At 64.2% G+C, this 19,162-nt stretch carries 19 protein-coding genes and 1 tRNA gene; 11 read left to right on the top strand and 9 right to left on the bottom strand.

The window, feature by feature from the left end:
* Positions 1 to 107 precede the first annotated feature (107 nt).
* Entirely contained in the window at positions 108 to 1,073 is a 966-nt protein-coding gene (locus tag FG486_RS09110; protein ID WP_181267299.1) for a C40 family peptidase, read from the top strand.
* Positions 1,073 to 2,008 (top strand): N-acetyl-gamma-glutamyl-phosphate reductase, encoded by a 936-nt coding sequence (argC, locus tag FG486_RS09115; RefSeq protein WP_422125048.1) that lies wholly within the window; start codon positions 1,073 to 1,075, stop codon positions 2,006 to 2,008. The genes FG486_RS09110 and argC overlap by 1 nt, the downstream gene beginning before the upstream one ends.
* On the opposite strand, the gene FG486_RS09120 is transcribed toward argC, so the two are convergent.
* Positions 2,005 to 2,961 carry a sensor domain-containing diguanylate cyclase gene (locus FG486_RS09120; RefSeq protein ID WP_181267300.1) on the bottom strand — a complete coding sequence of 319 codons (957 nt, stop codon included), beginning with the start codon at positions 2,959 to 2,961 and terminating at the stop codon, positions 2,005 to 2,007. The two genes, argC and FG486_RS09120, sit on opposite strands and share 4 nt — an antisense overlap.
* An 89-nt stretch (positions 2,962 to 3,050) precedes the next feature.
* Entirely contained in the window at positions 3,051 to 4,259 is a 1,209-nt protein-coding gene (locus FG486_RS09125) for an acyl-CoA dehydrogenase (protein WP_181267301.1), read from the bottom strand.
* 168 nt (positions 4,260 to 4,427) lie between these two features.
* Here FG486_RS09125 and FG486_RS09130 point away from each other — a divergent pair, with 168 nt between their 5' ends.
* Positions 4,428 to 4,631, top strand: coding sequence for a hypothetical protein (locus tag FG486_RS09130; RefSeq protein WP_060979963.1), 204 nt, complete (start codon positions 4,428 to 4,430; stop codon positions 4,629 to 4,631).
* On the opposite strand, the gene FG486_RS09135 is transcribed toward FG486_RS09130, so the two are convergent.
* A complete protein-coding gene (locus FG486_RS09135; RefSeq protein ID WP_181267302.1) occupies positions 4,621 to 6,153 on the bottom strand; it encodes a cryptochrome/photolyase family protein in 1,533 nt (510 codons plus the stop codon). The two genes, FG486_RS09130 and FG486_RS09135, sit on opposite strands and share 11 nt — an antisense overlap.
* Positions 6,154 to 6,290: 137 nt before the next feature.
* Here FG486_RS09135 and FG486_RS09140 point away from each other — a divergent pair, with 137 nt between their 5' ends.
* A complete protein-coding gene (locus FG486_RS09140; protein ID WP_181267303.1) occupies positions 6,291 to 6,719 on the top strand; it encodes a DUF983 domain-containing protein in 429 nt (142 codons plus the stop codon).
* 4 nt (positions 6,720 to 6,723) lie between these two features.
* Here FG486_RS09140 and FG486_RS09145 read toward each other — a convergent pair whose 3' ends face one another.
* The gene (locus FG486_RS09145) at positions 6,724 to 7,101 is read right to left on the bottom strand and encodes a DUF2147 domain-containing protein (RefSeq protein WP_181267304.1); all 378 of its coding nucleotides are present in this window, start codon (positions 7,099 to 7,101) and stop codon (positions 6,724 to 6,726) included.
* Between the two features lie 236 nt (positions 7,102 to 7,337).
* Between FG486_RS09145 and FG486_RS09150 the strand changes: the two genes are divergently transcribed.
* From FG486_RS09150 to FG486_RS09170, 5 genes are all read left to right on the top strand, one after another.
* Positions 7,338 to 8,642: a methyltransferase family protein gene (locus FG486_RS09150; RefSeq protein ID WP_181267305.1), complete on the top strand. Its 1,305-nt coding sequence runs from the start codon at positions 7,338 to 7,340 to the stop codon at positions 8,640 to 8,642.
* Between the two features lie 79 nt (positions 8,643 to 8,721).
* Complete coding sequence (locus FG486_RS09155; RefSeq protein ID WP_066284366.1) at positions 8,722 to 9,126, top strand: c-type cytochrome; 405 nt, start codon at positions 8,722 to 8,724, stop codon at positions 9,124 to 9,126.
* Between the two features lie 96 nt (positions 9,127 to 9,222).
* On the top strand, positions 9,223 to 9,621 hold the full coding sequence (apaG, locus tag FG486_RS09160) for a Co2+/Mg2+ efflux protein ApaG (protein ID WP_060979975.1): 399 nt from the start codon (positions 9,223 to 9,225) through the stop codon (positions 9,619 to 9,621).
* A 12-nt stretch (positions 9,622 to 9,633) separates the two neighbouring features.
* On the top strand, positions 9,634 to 10,446 hold the full coding sequence (locus tag FG486_RS09165) for a LysR family transcriptional regulator (RefSeq protein WP_181267306.1): 813 nt from the start codon (positions 9,634 to 9,636) through the stop codon (positions 10,444 to 10,446).
* Positions 10,443 to 11,012 (top strand): GNAT family N-acetyltransferase, encoded by a 570-nt coding sequence (locus FG486_RS09170; RefSeq protein ID WP_181267307.1) that lies wholly within the window; start codon positions 10,443 to 10,445, stop codon positions 11,010 to 11,012. The genes FG486_RS09165 and FG486_RS09170 overlap by 4 nt, the downstream gene beginning before the upstream one ends.
* On the opposite strand, the gene FG486_RS09175 is transcribed toward FG486_RS09170, so the two are convergent.
* From FG486_RS09175 to FG486_RS09185, 3 genes are all read right to left on the bottom strand, one after another.
* On the bottom strand, positions 10,954 to 12,144 hold the full coding sequence (locus tag FG486_RS09175; protein WP_181267308.1) for a serine hydrolase: 1,191 nt from the start codon (positions 12,142 to 12,144) through the stop codon (positions 10,954 to 10,956). The two genes, FG486_RS09170 and FG486_RS09175, sit on opposite strands and share 59 nt — an antisense overlap.
* A 325-nt stretch (positions 12,145 to 12,469) precedes the next feature.
* Positions 12,470 to 14,461, bottom strand: coding sequence for a DNA topoisomerase IV subunit B (parE, locus tag FG486_RS09180; protein ID WP_181267309.1), 1,992 nt, complete (start codon positions 14,459 to 14,461; stop codon positions 12,470 to 12,472).
* Positions 14,462 to 14,544: 83 nt separating this feature from the next.
* Positions 14,545 to 15,309 (bottom strand): GcrA family cell cycle regulator, encoded by a 765-nt coding sequence (locus FG486_RS09185; RefSeq protein ID WP_181267310.1) that lies wholly within the window; start codon positions 15,307 to 15,309, stop codon positions 14,545 to 14,547.
* A gap of 68 nt (positions 15,310 to 15,377) precedes the next feature.
* On the opposite strand from FG486_RS09185, the gene FG486_RS09190 reads away from it, so the two are divergent.
* Entirely contained in the window at positions 15,378 to 16,256 is an 879-nt protein-coding gene (locus FG486_RS09190; protein ID WP_194249872.1) for an ABC transporter permease, read from the top strand.
* A 301-nt stretch (positions 16,257 to 16,557) separates the two neighbouring features.
* Here FG486_RS09190 and FG486_RS09195 read toward each other — a convergent pair whose 3' ends face one another.
* Positions 16,558 to 17,952, bottom strand: a complete 1,395-nt coding sequence (locus FG486_RS09195; protein WP_181267311.1) for a hypothetical protein — start codon at positions 17,950 to 17,952, stop codon at positions 16,558 to 16,560.
* A 187-nt stretch (positions 17,953 to 18,139) separates the two neighbouring features.
* Positions 18,140 to 18,466 (bottom strand): heat shock protein HspQ, encoded by a 327-nt coding sequence (gene hspQ / locus FG486_RS09200; RefSeq protein ID WP_060979383.1) that lies wholly within the window; start codon positions 18,464 to 18,466, stop codon positions 18,140 to 18,142.
* A gap of 254 nt (positions 18,467 to 18,720) precedes the next feature.
* On the opposite strand from hspQ, the gene FG486_RS09205 reads away from it, so the two are divergent.
* Positions 18,721 to 18,810: transfer RNA gene (locus tag FG486_RS09205), tRNA-Ser, on the top strand.
* The last annotated feature ends 352 nt before the right edge of the window (positions 18,811 to 19,162 follow it).

Consider the following 19,162-nt stretch of genomic DNA (forward strand, 5'->3'; position numbering starts at 1 on the left):
GGCTTGGACAAATGCCGACAACTGGGCTATCAGCCCCGGCTGCGCGGTGCCCGGCACCGGCAGGGACAGATCATCATGACGCGGCATGGCTTGAGGGACTGGGGTAATTGACACATTCGACACGTTCTGCGGCGGAAGCATCGCCGGTGGATGCCGGATCGGCGCTGCAGGACAGCTCTGACGCCCCCGCAGCGGGGCAGCAGCGCTTCGTGCTGAGCGGTCCGGTCGCCGATTACGACCCGCGCGTCACGGCCATCCGCGGCGATCTGGCCGATATCGCGCTCGCCGGAAAGTTCTTCGCGCCGCATTATGTCGCGCCGCAGCTCCATCGCGTGAGCCATGCCGCAGCGATGCTGCGCAAGGCGGGCAGCGCCGATGCCGAGGCGGTCAGCCAGTTGCAGCCGGGCGAAGGCTTCGCCCTGCTCGACAGCGCGGGCGACTGGGGGTGGGGCTATGGCGTTCACGACGGCTATTGCGGCTATGTCCGGCTTGACGCGTTGACCCGCGACGCCGCCGAGCCGACCCATGTCGTGCATGTCCGCCGCGCGCTGGTCTTTGCCGAACCGTTGATCAAGAGGCCGATGGTGGCGAGCCTGCCGATGGGCGCGCGGGTCGCAGTGCTGGGCGCCAGCGAGTGCGGGAAGTTCCTGCAGGTCGAGGCCGGCTGGATGTCGGTGCGCCACGCGATCGGCCTAGATGCGCTGACCTGCGATCCGGTCGATCGCGCGCAGCAGCTGATCGGCGCGCCCTATCTCTGGGGCGGGCGCGGCGGCGATGCGCTCGACTGTTCGGGGCTGGTGCAGCTGGTGCTGATGCTCGCGGGCCATGCCGCCCCGCGCGACAGCGACCAGCAGATGGCGGCGCTCGGCCGCGCGCTCGGCGATGACGAGCCGCTGGCGCGCGGCGATCTGGTCTTCTTTCCCGGCCATGTCGGGATCATGGCGGATGCAGAGACGCTGGTGCACGCCAATGCCTTCTGGATGCAGGTGGTGGCAGAGCCGCTGGCCGATGTGATCGCCCGCTTCCCCGAAACCACGCCGCAGCCGGTTCTGGCGCGCAAGAGGATCGGCTGATGCTCAAACTGTTCATCGATGGCGCTGCTGGAACCACCGGCCTGGAGATTGCCGAGCGCATGGCGGGGCGCGACGAATTCCGCCTGATCACGCTCAGCGATGCCGATCGCAAGAGCGTGTCCGCGCGCGCTGCTGCCATCCAGGACGCCGATTTCGTCATCCTGTGCCTGCCCGATGCCGCTGCACGCGAGGCGGTGGCGCTGGGCGAGGGGGCGGACACGCGCTTCATCGATGCCTCGAGCGCGCACCGCGTCGCCGATGGCTGGACCTATGGCTTTGCCGAGCTGCGCAAGGGCCAGCGCGAGGCGATTGCCAGCGCCCGGCTGGTGAGCAATCCTGGCTGCTACCCGACCGGTTTCCTGGCGCTGGTCGCGCCGCTGGTCGCCGAGGACCTGCTGCCCGCCGATCATGGCTTCATCGTCAACGCGGTGAGCGGCTATTCGGGCGGCGGCAAGGATCTGATCCAGCGGATGCAGGTCGACGCGCCCGAAATCGGCTTTCGCGCTTATGCGCTGGGGTTGGAGCACAAGCATCTGCCCGAGATGCAGGTGCATGCAGGGCTCAGCCGCGCGCCGATCTTTGCGCCCGCGGTCGTCCGCGCCTTCCGCGGCATGCTGGTTGATGTGCCGCTGTTCCTCGATCCGGAGCTGGGTTTTGCCGATGCGCGTACCTTGCACGCCGCGCTCGCGGACCATTATGCAGGCGAGCCGCTGGTCACTGTCGCGCCGATCGATGCGGTGCCGGGCGAGCTTCTCGTGAGCGAGAATGATCCTGCCACCGACCGGCTGTCGCTTTACGTGCTGCCCAGCGCCGATGGATCGCAGGTGCGGCTGGTTGCGATGCTCGACAATCTGGGCAAGGGCGCGAGCGGGGCTGCGGTGCAGAATCTCAACATCATGGCCGGGCTCGACGAACTGGCCGGTTTGCGCAGTTAAGCGTTCGGTCGCCCGCGCTTTGCAGTATACAGCGCCCGGTCGGCGCGCAGGAACATCGCTTCGGCATCATAGGCGATCGCGTTTTCGGCGATCGCGATGCCGTAGCTTGCGCTCACTTCGAGCAGATGTCCGTTCCAGACGATCGGCGTCCTCAGCAAATTGATCGCTTCCTTCGCGCGCCGGGCGATCCGTGGCAGGTGGCGGTTGCTGGGAAGCAGTACGGCAAATTCGTCGCCACCCACTCGCGCCACCATCAGGGAATCGAAAAAGGCCTGGGAAAGGCGCTTGCCGAACTGCACCAGACAGGCGTCGCCCGCCAGATGGCCGTAGCGGTCATTGATCGCCTTGAAACCATCGACATCGAACAGGATCAGCGCGCCCAGCGGACGGAAGAAGGGGGCCGCGACGCTCGCATCCAAAAAGCGGGTCTGGAACACTGCACGATTGGCAAGGCCGGTAAGGCAATCGGTCTCGGCCGAGGCGCGCAGGCGCTCCTGCTCGGCGCGCTGGCGGGTGATATCCTGCTTGGTGCCAGTCAGTCTGACGGGGCGTCCGGCAACGCATTCCACCTGGGCCGTGATCTGGATCCAGCGCTCCTCGCCGCCAGACTGCGTAATGCGAGCGTCGAGCGCGAAGCTGCCCGACCGTTCGATCGCGCGCGAGCGCACCCTCTCCAGCGCATCGCGTGACTCCGGATCGTAGAGCTTTATGATCTCGCTGCGATGGACATCGCCTTTAAGGGGGACGCCGAATATGTCGTAAAGGCTGCGCGTCCAGATCAGGCTCTCCGTCCTGAGATCGCATTCGAACACGCCGATGCCCGCACGATCAAGGCTGCGCAACAGGCGCAAGGTGTCGGGCCGATCCATGCGGCTGCTTGCCACGTCGGCAAGGTCAGGATCGCCCCAGCCCTCATGGCCGGTGGACCCGAAGTCATGAATATACCCGCCCATCAACGCTGATTGCACCGCTCCCTGGCCAAGGCCGAAAGCTAAATGGTTCGAGTTAATGCTCCGTTACCAACGGGATGAACCATGGTCGTTCAGAAAAACGCCTGAATTCCGGTCTGTGCGCGGCCCAGGATAAGCGCGTGAACATCATGCGCGCCCTCGTAGGTATTAACCGTTTCCAGGTTCACCATGTGCCGCATCACCTGATATTCTTCGCTGATGCCGTTGCCGCCGTGCATGTCGCGCGCCATGCGGGCGATGTCGAGCGCCTTGCCGCAATTGTTGCGCTTGACGATCGAGATCATCTCGGGCGCGAACCGGCCCTCGTCCATCAGCCGCCCGACGCGCAAGCTCGCCTGCAGGCCGAGCGCAATCTCGGTCTGCATGTCGGCCAACTTCTTCTGGAACAGCTGCGTCGCGGCGAGCGGCTTGCCGAACTGTACGCGGTCGAGACCATATTGCCGCGCGGCGTGCCAGCAGAATTCCGCCGCGCCCATCGCGCCCCAGCTGATGCCGTAGCGCGCACGGTTAAGGCAGCCGAACGGACCCTTGAGCCCCTCGACATTCGGCAGCAGCGCGTCTTCGCCGACCTCGACCTCGTCCATCTGGATCATGCCGGTGGTGGACGCGCGCAAGCTGAGCTTGCCCTTGATCTTGGGGGCGTTGAGGCCCTTCATGCCCTTTTCCAAAATGAATCCGCGGATCGCGCCGCCATGCGCGTCGGACTTGGCCCAGATCACGAACACATCGGCAAACGGGCTGTTCGAGATCCAGGTCTTCGCACCCGAGATCACATAGCCGCCATCGACCTTCTTCGCGCGCGTCTTCATGCCCGCCGGGTCGGACCCGGCATCGGGTTCGGTCAGCCCGAAACAGCCGATCAGCGTGCCAGCGGTGAGGCCGGGCAGATATTTGCGGCGCTGTTCGTCGCTGCCATAGGTATTGATCGGGTGGATGACGAGCGAGCTTTGCACCGACATCATCGACCGGTAGCCGCTGTCGACCCGCTCGACCTCACGCGCGATCAGGCCATAGGCGACATAGCTCGCCTCCGCGCCGCCGAATTCTTCCGATATGGTTGCGCCGAGCAGGCCAGCTTCGCCCATCATCGGGAACAGTTCGGGCGCGTCGATCTCCTCGCGAAACGCGTCGATGACACGCGGTTGCAGCACGTCCTGCGCAAAACCGCGCGCGCTTTGCTGGATCAGCCGCTCCTCTTCGGTCAGCTGCTCGTCGAGCAGAAAGGGGTCGTCCCAGGTGAACGGGATGGTTTCGGCCTTGCGGATGGTGTCGTGCTTCATGGTGCTAGGTCTAGCGCAGCTTGGCCCGCGCTCCAACCGGATTTTGCGCAGCAGAGTTGACGTAAACGTAAAGCGGGTGCGACGAACCGGTGTCCGCTTTCGGCACAGCGATTGCGTTAACCATCAATTGCCATGGGCAATGGTTAAAAATGCATTAACTCATGAGCCATGCAGCGGCTTCAATTCCTTCGCACCCCGGCTCAGCCCCACAGCTTCCGCTCGGCGCTGTCGCCCCGCGTCCTCGCAGCGACCCCGGTCGACGAACCAGAGGTGCTGGCCAAGCGCAAGCGCGCGCAACGCAACGAGGAAATCCGCCTTTTCTTCCTGAGCTTTACCGCATTCTTTGTTGCGATCAGCTCGTTCATCTGGTGAACGAATCGAGAAAGCGCTCTGCATCGGCGCGGATCGCCTGCTTGTCCTTGTCCGCCCGCTTCGCCCAGTTGCGATAGGGCATGGCAAGCCGCTGGTTCTTGCCCAGCACGTCCTCGTTGCGGTCGAGAAAGTCCCAGTAGAGCAGGTTGAACGGACAGGCCTTTGCCCCCGTCTTGGCCTTCACGTCATAGCGGCAATGCTGGCAGTAATCCGACATCGAATTGATGTAATTGCCGCTCGAGGCATAAGGCTTGCTGGCGAGCAGCCCGCCATCGGCAAACTGGCTCATCCCCAGCGTGTTGGGCAGCTCGACCCATTCATAGGCATCAGCGTACACTTCCAGATACCATAGATGCACCGCGTGCGGATCGATGCCGGCGATCAGCGCGAAATTGCCGGTGATCATCAGCCGCTGGATATGGTGCGCATAGCCATGGTCCATCGTCTGGCCGATCGCCTGTTTCAGACAGTGCATGTCGGTCTGACCATCATAATAGAAGCCGGGCAGGGGGCGGCTGGCATTCAGGGCGTTGCGCTGTGCATAATCCGGCCCCTCGCGCCAGTAGATGCCGCGCACATATTCGCGCCAGCCAATGATCTGGCGGATGAAGCCCTCGGTCGCGTTGAGCGGGGCCTTGCCGTCGCGCCAGGCCTTTTCGACCGCGCGGCACAGCTCGAGCGGATCGAGCAGCCCGCAATTGAGATAGGGCGAGAGGATCGAGTGCCACAGGAACGGCTGATCGGTCAGCATCGCGTCCTGATAATCACCGAACTTCGCCAGCGCATGCCGGATGAAATGCGCCTGCTGCCTCGCCGCGTCCTCGGCCGTGGTGGCGAAGGCGAAATGGTCGAGGCTGCCGGGATGGTTACCGAAACGCTTGGCCACCAGATCGAGCACCGCGCGCGTGATGGCATCGGGCTTGAACTTGAGCGGCTGCGGGATCAGCAGCGGCTCGTTCGGTGGCGGCTTGCGGTTCTCGCTGTCGTAATTCCATTCGCCGCCCTCGGGCTTGCCTTCGTCATCGAGCAGCAGCCCGGTCTTGCGGCGCATTTCGCGGTAGAAGAACTCCATGCGCAGCTGCTTGCGCCCCTCGGCCCAGGCGTCGAATTCCTCGTGCGTGCAGACGAACCGGTCGTCCTCGCGCAGCTCGACGGGTACGTCGAACCGATCCGCCCATTCTTCCATCGCCGCACGCACCCGCCATTCGCCGGGCAGCGTTGCGATGATGCGCTCGGGATGATGGCGCTCGATCGCGCGCGCCAGCTCTCCGGTAAACGAGCCTGCATTGTCGGGGTCGTCCAGCTTCACATAATCCACCGTCCAGCCAGCCGTGCGCAGCGCTTCGGCATGGTGGCGCATCGCCGAGAGAATGAAGGCGATCTTGGCCTTGTGGTGGCGGACATAGGTCGTCTCCTCGTCCACCTCCATCATCAGCAGCACCGCCCGTTTCTGCTCGACGCCGCGCAGCGCCGAGAGGGAAAGGCTGAGCTGATCGCCCAGGATCGGGATGAGGATGGTCATTGGAGGCCCCTGTTTTGCGAGCCTTTCATGATGGGGAGGCTCGGCCGTCAATCAATGGCCGCAAGCCGCTATCATTTGTGGGCTCAGGGGCGTAACGCTCGTCTTGTCGGCATCGAGGCCGGCCGAGGACGAACGCCATGCCCAATTCCGCACCCCGCGCGATCGAGAAGGCCATCGAGGAACCGGGCGCCCTCGTTGCCGCGCTGCGGGGGATGCGCAACCATTGCCCGCGCTGTGACCACAAGCCGCTGTTCGCCCGCTATCTCAAGCCCGTCGCGCGCTGCGCCTGCTGCGGGCAGGACTGGACGCTGCACCAGGCCGATGACTTTCCCGCCTATATCGCGATCTTCATCAGCGGGCATCTGCTCGCCCCGGTGCTGATTGCAGCCGGCAGCCGCGAGCTGCTGCCGATGGGGTGGCTCGCGCTGATCGCGGTGCTGGGCGCGCTGCTGCTGACGATTGTCATGCTGCAACCGGCCAAGGGCGCGGTCATCGCGCTGCAATATCACTGGCGGATGCACGGCTTCGACCCCGCATCGCGCGAGGTGGATCAACGCCCCGATTGATCCGTCAGACCTTCTTCCAGATCTGAGACTTGCACAGCAGGCCGCCCAATATGCAGCCGCTGATCTTGATCCGCCCGGCATCAAGCTGCTTGATCGTCGAATAATAGGTGCCGCCCAGATCGGGCACGAAGACATTGCCCTTCCAGTGTCCCGGCTTGGTCAGCCGATAATCACGGAGCAGGCTGGTGCCGACGAGATTGGGCGTGCCGCCCGCAGCGGCGTCCTTCTTGGCGAGATCGCTGGCCCAGCTGACCTTGCCGCACAGATTCTCGCCGCACGGCTGGGTGACTACACGTACATCGCCGGTCGGGTTTTCCCAGGTTCCGTGGATGGTCTCGGCCCTGGCCACCTGCGCGCCCAGCCCTGTGGCGATGAAACCCATTGCTCCCCAAGCGAGACCGCGCGCCCGCAAACGCCCCAGATGCATGATACGACCCTTTGCAACCCTGTTTTCCCGGCGCGTCCCTTGATGGCAACAGCCCCGCGCCGGGATGACGATTAGGCCATGATCGCGGTTCCAAGTCGAGCGGCATTTGCCTCGGTTCGGCGAATTCCGGCTTGGAACCGCAGCATTTCCTTCATCGAATCCTTACCAATATCGGTTAAAAGGCGCGCGACATGACCCAAGCTGCGTCCGCCTTGTCCGACCCCTGTCCGCCCAGCGCGGTGAGCCATGGCGCGGGCCTGATCGGACTGGTCGGACTTCTGGGCTGGATCGCGCTGGCGCGCCATTTCGGCTGGGATGGGCCGAGCGCGGCGCTGGTCTGCTGCGTGGCTACCGGGGTGCCGATGGTGATCTGGTCGATCGTTGTCGACAAGGTCCATCTGCGCCCGAGCACCGGCATCGACTGGAGCCATCCGCGCGCCGTGAAGGATGTGCTCGACATCAGCACCATCAAGCTGACCGGACTGTGGCTGACCTGGTCGCTGATCGCGGCGATCTATGCGACCGCGCGCTGGTACTGGACGGGCAATTACCAGTTCTCGATGGCGGTGTTCATCTACGCCTCGCCCTTCCTGTTCTTCCTTTCCATCCCCTATGTCATCTGGATCGACCGCTATCTGAAGGAACCGCGCGACGGCGCGTGGCATTTCGGCGCGATGATCTCCGGCCAGCCCGGCTGGGACCGCGAACAGATTTGGCATCACTTGCGCGCCTGGGCGGTGAAGGGCTTTTTCCTCGCCTTCATGCTCTCGATCGTGCCGGGCGGCTATGCCGATATCGTCAACGCCAATGTCGCCGAGATCGCCACCAACCCAGTCTGGATCGCCAATTGGCTGATCATCGCGATGTTCCTGGTCGACGTGCAGTTCGCGACCGTCGGCTATGTGCTGACCTTCAAGCCGCTCGATTCGCACATCCGCACCGCCAATCCCTTTATGGCCGGCTGGGCCGCGGCGCTGATCTGCTATCCGCCGTTCATCATGATGGGCGATAACGGTCCGCTCAACTATCATGTCGCGACGGCAGACTGGGCTTATTGGTTCGAAGGGCACACAACCCTTATCGCCATCTGGGGTGTCTGGCTGGTGTTTCTCACCGGTGTCTATGCCTGGGCGACGGTCGCGTTCGGCATCCGCTTTTCCAACCTCACCCATCGCGGCATCCTGACGCACGGGCCGTATCGCTGGACCAAGCACCCGGCCTATCTCTCGAAGAACGCCTTCTGGTGGTTTTCCACCCTGCCATTCCTGGTCACCAGCGGGTCGTGGCAGGATGGGCTGCGCAACACCGTGCTGCTCGCCGCGGTGTCGGGCGTCTATTACTGGCGCGCGCGGACCGAGGAGCGGCACCTGATGGCCGATCCCGATTATGCCGCCTATGCTGCGTGGATGGAACGCCACGGCCCGGTGCCCCGCGCGATCGGCTGGCTGACCGGCAGGCGCGCGAAGGTCGATCCCGTGGTGGCACCCGCCGAATAAGCCTGCAATCGCATTCGTTGCGGCTGGTAATGCCGGCCATCGCCCCCATATCGCGCCTCCTTTGCAGCAGCAGGTGGAGATGGCATTGATCGACAATCGGATTTTGCGCATGGCGGCGCTGGGGACGGCGGCGCTCGTCCTGACGACGGTGGCAGCAGGCGCGCAGACGGCGCCACAGACCGGCGATGCGGCACGCGGGGCCAAGGTCTATCAGACCAACTGCACGGGATGCCATGCGCTCGATGCCAATGGCGTCGGCCCGGCGCATCGCGGCGTGTTCGGCCGCAAGGCTGGCAGCGCGCCCGGTTTCGATTATTCGCCCGCGCTCAAGAAAGCAGGCTTTGCCTGGGACGCGGCCAGGCTCGACAAGTGGCTCGCCAACCCGCAAGGCTTTGTCCCCGGGGCCAAGATGCCCTTCCGCCTGATGAATGCGCAGCAGCGCGCCGATGTGATCGCCTATCTCAGGAAGGAGAGCGGCAAGTAACCGTCAGCAGCCCCACGGGCGAAATATTCCCCAGTGCCCCTTTCGCGGCGGCGCCGAAAGAGGCATATTGGCGGCATGGACGGCATTTCGGACAGCATGGACAGGTTCTTCGGCCATTCGGCGACCACCCAGGGCATCACGGTGCGGGTGGCGGTGAGCTTTCTTCCCGATCGCTCGCGCGCGGACAATGCCCGCTGGTTCTGGTCGTACCATATCCGTATCGAGAATCATTCGGACCAGGCCGTGCAACTGCTCACGCGCCACTGGGTGATCACCGATGGTCGCGGCGGCGTGCATCAGGTCGATGGCGAGGGCGTGGTCGGCGAACAGCCAGTGATCCAGCCTGGCAAGGCGCATGATTATGTCTCGGGCTGCCCGCTCAACACCCCGACCGGGCGGATGGAAGGCGTGTATCGGATGCTGCGCGACGACGGGCAGATGATCGCGGTCGAGATCCCGCGTTTTCCGCTGGTCGCACCGGCGGTTGCCGACTAATCACCGTTTCCCATGAAGCGTACCCATCTTCCGCTCAACGGCCTGCGCGTGCTCGACGCGGCGGCCCGGCACCTGAGCTTTACCCGCGCCGCCGACGAGCTGGCGGTGACGCCCGCTGCCGTGGGCCAGCAGATCCGCGCGCTCGAGGAAATGCTGGGCGTCGTGCTCTTTCGCCGCACGCCCAAGGGTCTCGAGCTGACCGATGAGGCAGGCGCCGGGCTCGATGCGCTGCGCAGCGGCTTCCTGCAGTTCGAAGAGGCAGTGCGCGCGATGCAGCAGGGCCAGTCGAGCTTTCGCCTGACCATCGCGGTGCCGCGCGACTTTGCCGCCAAATGGCTGCACCACCGGCTGATCGGCTATGCCGCCGCCAATCCCGAAATCCGCTACACGCTGGTTTCGGGCGACAGCGATATCGACTTTACCGAGGCGAACCTGGATTGCGCCATACGTCTCGCCGATGGCCCCGCGGAGCTGGAAGGCGCGCAGATCGGCCCGGCGCAGTTCGTCACCGTCTCGGCCCCCGGCTATGACGGCGACCGGCGGATCGAATGGCCCGGCTGCCAGCGCGGCGCGGGCGAGGACGAGGCCGACGATTCGACCGTGATGCAGGTCGCCGATGCCGGGCTGGGCCTCGATGCGGCGATTGCCGGTTTCGGCATCGTCACCGTGCCCTGGCTGCTCGCCGAGCGAGACCTGACCGAAGGGCGGCTGGTGGCGATCGGCGAGACCCGCGAATCGCGCCGCGCGTTCTGGGTGGTCGCACCGACGCCGCAATGGCGGCAGAAGAAGGTCAAGGCGCTGGTCGCTGCGCTGACCGCGGCATGAGCGGCCTTCCCGTCCTGACGAGCGACCGGCTGACGCTGCGACAGGTGCGCGTCAGCGATGCCGAGGCGCTGTTCGAGATCCTGTCCGACGACGCGCTGATGACCTGGTGGGCGTTCGGGCCGCACCGCTCGGTGGAAGAGACGCGCTCGATGCTGGAGCCGGTCGCGGGCGAGGATGCGAGCTGGCGCAGCTGGGCGATCACCCGCACCGGCGAGGATGTCGCGCTCGGCTGGGTCAACGCGCACCAGCGCCGCGCCAATGTCAGCGAGATCGGCTATATCCTCGCCCGCCCGGCCTGGGGGCAGGGGATCGCGCGCGAGGCGGTCGGGATGGTGCTCGACCAGCTGTTCCTGACCGAAGGCCAGCGCCGCGTGTTCGCCGATACCGATCCCGATAACCGTTTCTCCATCGGCCTGTTGCAGAAACTGGGCTTCCAGCTGGAGGGCCATCTGCGCGCCGAATGGGAGACGCATATCGGGGTGCGCGATACGCTGTTGTTCGGGCTGCTCAGGGATGAGTGGCTGGCGGTCCGGCAAGCTGATCGAGCAGCCGCGCCATCAGCGTGACGAAGCCCGGCTGGTCGATGTCCGCCGCCGGATTGTTGACCAGCGCGCTGACCGCATAACGTTCGCCGGTTTTCGAGCGGAGCAGGAAGCTCATCGCCATGATCCCCGGCTCCGACCCGCCCTTGTAGCCGAGATAGTCCCAGCGCTTCGCATTGACCGGCGGAATTCCGGGATTGATCTTGAGGATCGCGCGCGTGACCGGATCGCCCTCGCGTTCGAGCTTGGCAAGCAGCCGCGCGATATCGGCGGGGCTGGCGAACCATTCGACGGTGTCGATCTGGTTCGGCCCGCCGGTATAGACCGACAGGTCGAGATTCTTGAGCCGCAGCGCATCGCTCCCCTCAGCCAGCAGCTTCGTTTGCGCGGCATCGTCCGCCGCGAGGAAGCGGTCGCGCAAGGCGGCATTGGAGGGCATCTTGAGGCCCGTCACGGCTTGCGTCGACAGCAGCGGGATCATGTCCGAAGGATTGGCATGGCCGCTCGCCCTGACGATGGCGGCGAGCCTTTTCTGGCCGATCGCGGCGATCAGCGTGTCGGTAGCGCTGTTGTCGCTGACCGAGATCATCAGCGTCGCCAGCGTCTGCAGCGTCATCGGTGCATTGTCGGGCCAGTCCTGCGTGATCCCCGAGGGATGCGATTTCTGCGTGAGCGGCAGCACGTCGCTCCACTTGCGCTCGCCCGCGCGCACCGCCCGGTCGATCTCGGCGAGGACATAGAGCTTGAACACCGAGGCGATGGCGAAGCGCTCGTCGGAACTGCGGCTGGCAAGGGTTTCCGCGCCGGTGTCGGTCAGCTTCTGCACGATCAGCCCGGTCCGTCCGGGCAGCGCGGCGATATCGGCCGTCACCTTGTCGAGGCTGTCATCCTTGGTACGGGTGCCGGTGATGAACAGGCCCGAGAGCTTTCCGTCCAGCATGCCGATGGTGAAGGTGACGATCGCCCTGTCGAAGCGGATATCGATACTGGCCGAGCGCGCGTCCATCGGGCGCACCGCAACCACCGCCTGCGGCTCGCCATGCTGCGCCTTGAGCCCGGCGACCACTTGCGCGAGCTGCGCTTCGGGCACGGCAGCGACGAAGGCGGGGTTGAAGATGTCCGCCGCCTTCGCCTTGCCCTGCAGCAGCGCGAGCACGCTGGCCGCGCCCTGGTCGAAAGCGGGGGAGGGGGTCGCAGCGGCGGGGGGGGTCTGGGCGTTTGCGACGGGCGTGGTGATGGCGAGGCTCAGCGCTGCCAGTGTCGCCTGTAATCGGCGGGGTCTGCGTCCAGGTCCCTCGACTTCGCTCGGGACAAACGGGAAGTTGCTGCGGGATGCACGCGCTGCTGATGCCGGATCGCTCCCCCCTCCGTTTGTCCCGAGCCCCTCGGCTGGCTGGCAAGCCAGCCGCTCGGGGTAAACTTCCCGGTCATGCCGGGAAGTCGAGGGACGTCTCACTAGACGTCCCCCAGGGCCGAACCCCTTACGCGTCGATCGCTTCACGATCGACCTGCGCGGCGTGGTTCTGGATGAAGTTGAACCGGTGTTCCGGGTTCTTGCCCATCAGTTCGCCGACCAGTTCCTTGACCGCCGCATATTGCTCATAGGCTGGCGGCAGCGTCACGCGCAGCAGCGAGCGGGTGGCGCGGTTCATCGTGGTTTCGCGCAGCTGGCCGGGGTTCATCTCGCCCAGTCCCTTGAAGCGGCTGACCTCGACCTTCTTGCCCTTGAGGATGGTGGCTTCGAGCTCCGCCCGGTGCGCATCGTCGCGCGCGTACCAGCTCTTGGCCCCCACCACGAGCCGGTAGAGCGGTGGCTGGGCGAGGTACAGGTGCCCTGCCTTCACGATGTCCGGCATTTCCTGGAAGAAGAAGGTCATCAGCAGCGTGGCGATATGCGCGCCGTCGACATCGGCATCGGTCATGATGATGATGCGGTCGTAGCGCAACTGGGCCGGGTCGCAATGCTTCCCGGTGCCGCAGCCCAGCGCCAGCGCGAGATCGGCGATCTCCTGATTGGCGCCGATCTTGGCGCTGTTGGCCGAGGCGACGTTCAAAATCTTGCCGCGGATCGGCAGGATCGCCTGGGTCTTGCGGTCGCGCGCCTGCTTGGCCGATCCGCCCGCGCTGTCGCCCTCGACGATGAAGATCTCGGTCTCCGCTCCCTCGACCCCGGTGCCGTCATTGCTGCAATCGGTGAGCTTGCCCGGCAGGCGCAGCTTGCGCGCGCTGGTCGCGGTCTTGCGCTTGACCTCGCGCTCGGCCTTGCGCTTCAGGCGCTCGTCCATCCGCTCGAGCACCAGCCCGAGCAGCGCCTTGCCGCGCTCCATATTGTCGGTGAGAAAATGGTCGACATGGTCGCGGATCGCCGCCTCGACCAGCCGCGCCGCCTCGGGCGAGGTCAGCCGGTCCTTGGTCTGGCTCTGGAATTGCGGATCGCGGATGAACACCGAGAGCATCAGCTCGCTGCCGGTCATCACGTCTTCAGCCGTCAGCTGCGCCGCCTTCTTGTTGCCGATCAGTTCGCCGAAACCGCGCAGTCCTTTCAAAATCGCCGCGCGCAGTCCCGCTTCGTGCGTGCCGCCATCGGGCGTCGGGATGGTGTTGCAGTAATAGGAATAGCTGCCGTCGGACCAGAGCGGCCAGGCGACCGCCCATTCGACCCGGCCCTTGCCCTCGGGAAAATCCTGGCGGCCCGCGAAGAAATCGGATGTGGCGCATTCGCGATTGCCGAGCTGCTCGCGCAGGTGATCGGCAAGGCCTCCCGGGAACTGGAACACCGCCTCTTGCGGCACCTTGTCGTCGGCCAGCTCGGGATCGCATTTCCAGCGGATCTCGACCCCGGCATAGAGATAGGCCTTGGACCGGGCGAGCGCGAACAGCCGCGCGGGCTTGAATTTCGCACCGGCGCCGAAAATCTCCTCGTCGGGCACGAAGCTGATCGTGGTGCCGCGCCGGTTGGGCGCCGCGCCGACCTTTTCCAGCGGACCCAGCGGTGCCCCGCGCGAGAAGCGCTGCGCGTACAGTTCCTTGTTGCGCGCCACCTCGACCAGCAATTCGGTCGACAGCGCGTTGACCACAGAGACGCCGACGCCATGCAGACCGCCGCTGGTGGCATAGGCCTTGTTCGAGAACTTGCCGCCCGAATGCAGCGTGGTGAGGATCACCTCGAGCGCGGACTTGCCGGGATATTTGGGATGCGGATCGACCGGGATGCCGCGCCCGTTGTCGCTGATCGTCAGATGGTTGCCCGCGCGCAGCGTCACCTCGATCCGCGAGGCATGGCCCGCCACCGCCTCGTCCATGCTGTTGTCGAGCACCTCGGCGGCCAGATGATGCAGCGCCCGCTCGTCGGTGCCGCCGATATACATGCCCGGCCTGCGCCGCACGGGCTCCAGCCCCTCCAGCACCTCGATCGCGGAGGCGTCATAGGTTTCGGGCGTGGCGGAAGCTTTGGCGAACAGATCGTCGGACATGTCGCCAGCTATACGGCGGAAATGCCCGGACGGGCAAGCGGCACGCCGGACTTATCCGCCATAATGTTCAGGCTTTGATCCCGTCAGCGTACCCGCGGGCCGCCAAAGGGCATCGGCGGGGGCGGACGGCGCGTGCCGCGTGGCAGCTGCGCCTGATAGGCGCGACCGCAATGCTCGACGCAATAGGGGAAGCCGGGATTGACCGGCTCGCCGCAGAAATGGAAGTCCGGCTCGCCCGGATGCCCCATCGGCCAGCGGCAGATGCGGTCGGTCAGGTCGAGCAGGCTGGTCTTGTCGGCGATTTCCGGGCTGGGGCGCGCAGGCACCAGACGGCGCGGCGGCGCGGGTGGAATCGGCGCCTGCTGGTCGCCTGGACCCTGGCGCAGAAATCCGCCGGGGCCGACCGAAACGATGCGCGGCTGCGGCTTGGCTTCGGGTGCCGCGACGACGTCGCCGCTATCGTCGATATCATCCTCGTCTTCATCCACCACCGGCGCGGCTTCCACCGGGCGCGGGGCAGGCGTCGGCGCGGGCGCAGGGGCAGGCGCGGCGCGCACAGGCTTGGCGGCGGCGGCGGGCGCATCGGTCTTGAACGGCGGCTCATCTGCCGGGGCTTCGACCTCGGCCTTTTTCGCAGGCTTGGGGGCGGCCTCCTTCTTCGGCGCGGGCTTGGGCTTGGCTTCGCCCGGCTTGACCGGCGAGGGGCGCGACTTCAGGCCCAGGCGGTGGGCCTTGCCGATAACGGCGTTACGGCTGACCCCGCCCAGCTCTTCTGCGATCTGGCTGGCGGTGAGGCCTTTCTCCCACATGGTTTTGAGCTGGTCGATGCGCTCGTCGGTCCATGACATGAAAAGCAATTCCTTCTTGACCTATTGGGGCTTGCCCGGTCTGGTGACCGCCGATAGGCGCATCCACCATGAACGATCAAGCACCAAATCCCCCCGCTGGCGTGGCCCAGACCGGCACAAGGCCGGAAGTTCGATCGCCGAGCCCCTTTGCGGAACCCGGCACCGTGAGGATCAGCGCGATAAACTGGGGAGGACTGAAAGCTCTCTATATGAAAGAGGTGCGCCGGTTCTTCAAGGTGCAGTTGCAGACCATCTGGGCCCCGGCGATCACCACCATGCTCTATCTGGTGATCTTCACCGTCGCATTGGGGCGCAGCGGACGCATGGTGCTCGACGTGCCGTTCGGCGATTTCCTCGCCCCCGGCCTTATCGTGATGGCGATGATGCAGAACAGCTTCGCCAACTCGAGCTTCTCGCTGCTCGTCGGCAAGATCCAGGGCACGATCATCGATTATCTGATGCCGCCGCTGTCCGAACTCGAAGTGCTGGTGTCGCTGGTCATTGCCGCGGTCACCCGTGCGTTCCTGGTGGGCGCGGCCGTCTGGCTGGCGATGCTGCTCTGGCCGGGAATCCACGTGATGCCGCAGCATCTCTGGGCGATCCTGTGGTTCGGGCTGATGGGCGCGGTGATGCTCGCGTTCATGGGCGTGCTCACCTCGATCTGGGCGGAAAAGTTCGATCACGCCGCCGCGATCACCAATTTCGTCGTCGCCCCGCTCGCGCTGCTTTCGGGCACCTTCTATTCGGTCGACGCTATGGCGCCCACGTTCCGCGCGCTCAGCCATGCCAACCCGTTCTTCTACGTGATCTCGGGCTTCCGCTACGGCTTCATCAGCAGCACCGATTCGCCGCTGCTGGCAGGATCGCTGCTGCTGCTCGCCATCAACGCCGCGCTCGGCATCGGCTGCTATGCGCTGCTAAAATCGGGATGGAAACTGCGGTCCTAACCGGCGGGCGGCGATTTCAGCGACTGGCAGCAGCGCTTCTGTGTGACTTCGGGCCAGGCCCGCTATTCGGGAGACAAGATGGTTGCCGGAATGGCGGGAGTTGGGTGGTTTGCTGACTGCCGGCCTTTGGATGGCAAATTGACGAACCGGACCGTTCACCAAAGGCGAAGGTTGAACCAAATGCGACCCGTCTGCTCTTGAAGGAATCTCAAAAGTTTGGGGACAATAGACCTGTTATTGTTTGCCTAGCGGCTCCGAGAGGATATTGCCACAGACCGCCGACTGCTTGGAAAGACTATGCCTAGTTAAGGCTGAAAAGGCGGTAGTGCTCAACCAGTGGATTATCCCTTATCCATTCTAGGCCGTTTGCGGTCATCGGCATATCGAAGCATGTGAGCAAGAGGCAAAGCGCCTCAACGGCAAAGATTGATCGGGCGAAGGCTTCGCTCTCAGCATCGTCCTGTGGCTCATAGTGTCCATGAGCGACTTTGCCTCGAAAGTCGCGAAGAGCCGCGATGAGGTGGTCTGGCATATCCTTATGGACCACGCCTGGGCCAAACCTGTCTGCAATTTTTGTAACGAGCCGTTCAAAGCGTTCGCGATGCGATTCAAGCGTCAACCGTTCAAGGGCCTGCGGAATGCGAGCCTTCAATCGATCTTGGCCAAGTTGGTCAGCTGCCTGTAGCGCGGCATCCACGATTATCTTGACGATGCTGTCATCGGTCACGCGAACGGCTTTGGCTGTTGGGACTTCCTCAAGCCATTTGCAGGCCGCCAGCATCCGTTCTGCGCTGATTTCTCGTTGCAGGCGAAGACACTCGATCATCAAAGCATTAGACCGCGCCCATTCCGGTTCGCGTTCGATCCAGACGCGAAGGCAGGCACGGAACGCACGCATCTCTTCTTCATCGAAAAGGCCAACGAAGGCGCGATAAGGGCGCGCTTCACCGTCGTCCTGGTGCGATTTGCTAAACCACATTTCTGTGACGGAATGGTCGCCAAGAAAGTCACCCTTTTCGACGCTTGAGCGCATCTCTTCATCGGAAACGCGTCGGATGCGTATGTTTTCGGGGTGCATTGTGAGGCCAAGCACCGACGAAACGAACCGCACAATGGTTTGAACGTCTTCGAGATAGGTTTTGATCGAACGCGGCTGAGCAAAATCGATGACAAACACGGGCGCTTCCACGCGCACTCGCTCGGAGACCATGGAAACAGTGCTGCGATAGCCCAGCCGGACGGTCAGCTCGGGGAGCTCGACCGCGAAAGCGTAGGTGTCGATTTCGCTCCAAGGTGAATTGGATTCCAGCTCCTTGATCTTCGGGTCGTAGCGGAGAAATGCCTCAGCGCGCGGCAACTCAAAGGTGACATGCCGGATTGGATCGTCGGGTTTCCATTCGTCCGGGCCGTGTGTCAGCGTATTCGCGGAGATGGTCTGGTTGTGGGTCTTCTCTGTTCTCGATGAGTAGCTTCCCGGCCCACCACAAAAGGCGCTGTGCATCGTTGCATAGCTATTATCTTCGAGCCGGAGCGGGAGATGCTCAGTGTCCCTGTCGATGAAGAAAAAATCATCGAAGGAGACCAAGCGCACTTCGATCCGATCATCGGAGAGGCGCAGCGCACCTTGGATGGCGCGGCCGGTGAACTGCTCGCAGCAGATATAGTCCGTGTCTTTTTCCAGCCTATCGCGTGCCATGTCTGCTTTACTGGTTAATTCAGAGATTAGCTTCGTCCGCAACGGGGTCTAAAGCAGAAGTTTCGGAGTTTTTTTAATCTACCCGATAGCTGCCATTCCGCCTCGACGTGCCGACGATACGGCTCAACCGAGTTTCCCAGTCCAGGCCCTATTTCCCGGCAGAGTGCCGTCCGCCGGATGACGTCTATCAGTGCATCGTGCGCAGGCGATAGCGCCCGCCGCTGAACGGGCCGAAGAGCTGCGGCACAGCGGGGTGGTCGACGGGGCCGTTGCTGTCGTCCTTCACCAGATTCTGCTGGCTGACATAGGCGATATAGCTGTTCTCGGCATTTTCCGCGAACAGGTGATAGAAGGGCTGGTCCTTGGCCGGGCGCAGTTCCTCGGGGATCGATTCGTACCAGTCCTCGCTATTGGCGAACACCGGATCGATATCGAACACCACTCCGCGAAAATCGAAGATGCGGTGCCGCACGACATCGCCGATCGCATAGCGCGCCTTCGCCACGCGCGGCATCACCACCGCGCCAGAACCGGCGCTGCCATCGGGTGCATCGTCTTGGCCGAAACGGAAAGGATGGTTGCTCATAGGCTTAATCTAAGGTGTTGCGGCGCAGCATACAAGCTTTGCAGCGCGCACAGGCCGGATTCCCCCTTGGCAAGCCGCTTGCCTTGCGCTAATGGCCCGCCTTCTCGCGGATCGACCACGCATTTTGATGCCCCGCGAGAACCGATTGGATCGCCGAAACGCCCGTTTCGGCTCGCCCGGACGGAGAGGTGGCAGAGTGGTCGAATGTACCGCACTCGAAATGCGGCGTGGGTGCAAGCTCACCGTGGGTTCGAATCCCACCCTCTCCGCCAGTCGTTCTTCCATACTCCTCCTCGATCGTCTATAAACCCCTGTGAACACGGGGTTTTCTCCGCTTTGCCTTTCCGCAGCCGGCCATCGCATTCCGGGGTAAGCAGCAGTGCGCCGCAGCAGACATCGACGATACCGGTAGGTGCAGGGAAGGGGTCCCCCAAGGCGGAGGCGCCGATCTGGATGGTCGAGCCGGCGCGCATCGCATCGCTGCCAGTCATTTGTCTGCCTTGGCATGCAGGGAGGCCTGGAAACTCGCCTGGTCTGCGGACGCAATGATAGATGTAAACCGAGGCTTTCCAGAATGTTAGTATCGGTCGTGGTCCAAGCTTTCGGTGGCCCCGGCCTGAAACC

The organism is Blastomonas ursincola (genome assembly GCF_013607875.1).
Lineage (GTDB): Bacteria > Pseudomonadota > Alphaproteobacteria > Sphingomonadales > Sphingomonadaceae > Blastomonas > Blastomonas ursincola.

Excerpts from the sequence above, each read along its gene's own strand:
- argC (WP_422125048.1), top strand. The coding sequence starts at position 1,073 with ATGCTCAAACTGTTCATCGATGGCGCTGCTGGAACCACCGGCCTGGAG.
- FG486_RS09120 (WP_181267300.1), bottom strand. The coding sequence starts at position 2,961 with ATGGGCGGGTATATTCATGACTTCGGGTCCACCGGCCATGAGGGCTGG.
- FG486_RS09125 (WP_181267301.1), bottom strand. The coding sequence starts at position 4,259 with ATGAAGCACGACACCATCCGCAAGGCCGAAACCATCCCGTTCACCTGG.
- FG486_RS09130 (WP_060979963.1), top strand. The coding sequence starts at position 4,428 with ATGCAGCGGCTTCAATTCCTTCGCACCCCGGCTCAGCCCCACAGCTTC.
- FG486_RS09135 (WP_181267302.1), bottom strand. The coding sequence starts at position 6,153 with ATGACCATCCTCATCCCGATCCTGGGCGATCAGCTCAGCCTTTCCCTC.
- FG486_RS09140 (WP_181267303.1), top strand. The coding sequence starts at position 6,291 with ATGCCCAATTCCGCACCCCGCGCGATCGAGAAGGCCATCGAGGAACCG.
- FG486_RS09145 (WP_181267304.1), bottom strand. The coding sequence starts at position 7,101 with ATGGGTTTCATCGCCACAGGGCTGGGCGCGCAGGTGGCCAGGGCCGAG.
- FG486_RS09150 (WP_181267305.1), top strand. The coding sequence starts at position 7,338 with ATGACCCAAGCTGCGTCCGCCTTGTCCGACCCCTGTCCGCCCAGCGCG.
- FG486_RS09155 (WP_066284366.1), top strand. The coding sequence starts at position 8,722 with ATGGCATTGATCGACAATCGGATTTTGCGCATGGCGGCGCTGGGGACG.
- apaG (WP_060979975.1), top strand. The coding sequence starts at position 9,223 with ATGGACAGGTTCTTCGGCCATTCGGCGACCACCCAGGGCATCACGGTG.
- FG486_RS09165 (WP_181267306.1), top strand. The coding sequence starts at position 9,634 with ATGAAGCGTACCCATCTTCCGCTCAACGGCCTGCGCGTGCTCGACGCG.
- FG486_RS09170 (WP_181267307.1), top strand. The coding sequence starts at position 10,443 with ATGAGCGGCCTTCCCGTCCTGACGAGCGACCGGCTGACGCTGCGACAG.
- parE (WP_181267309.1), bottom strand. The coding sequence starts at position 14,461 with ATGTCCGACGATCTGTTCGCCAAAGCTTCCGCCACGCCCGAAACCTAT.
- FG486_RS09185 (WP_181267310.1), bottom strand. The coding sequence starts at position 15,309 with ATGTCATGGACCGACGAGCGCATCGACCAGCTCAAAACCATGTGGGAG.
- FG486_RS09190 (WP_194249872.1), top strand. The coding sequence starts at position 15,378 with ATGAACGATCAAGCACCAAATCCCCCCGCTGGCGTGGCCCAGACCGGC.
- FG486_RS09195 (WP_181267311.1), bottom strand. The coding sequence starts at position 17,952 with ATGGCACGCGATAGGCTGGAAAAAGACACGGACTATATCTGCTGCGAG.
- hspQ (WP_060979383.1), bottom strand. The coding sequence starts at position 18,466 with ATGCCGCGCGTGGCGAAGGCGCGCTATGCGATCGGCGATGTCGTGCGG.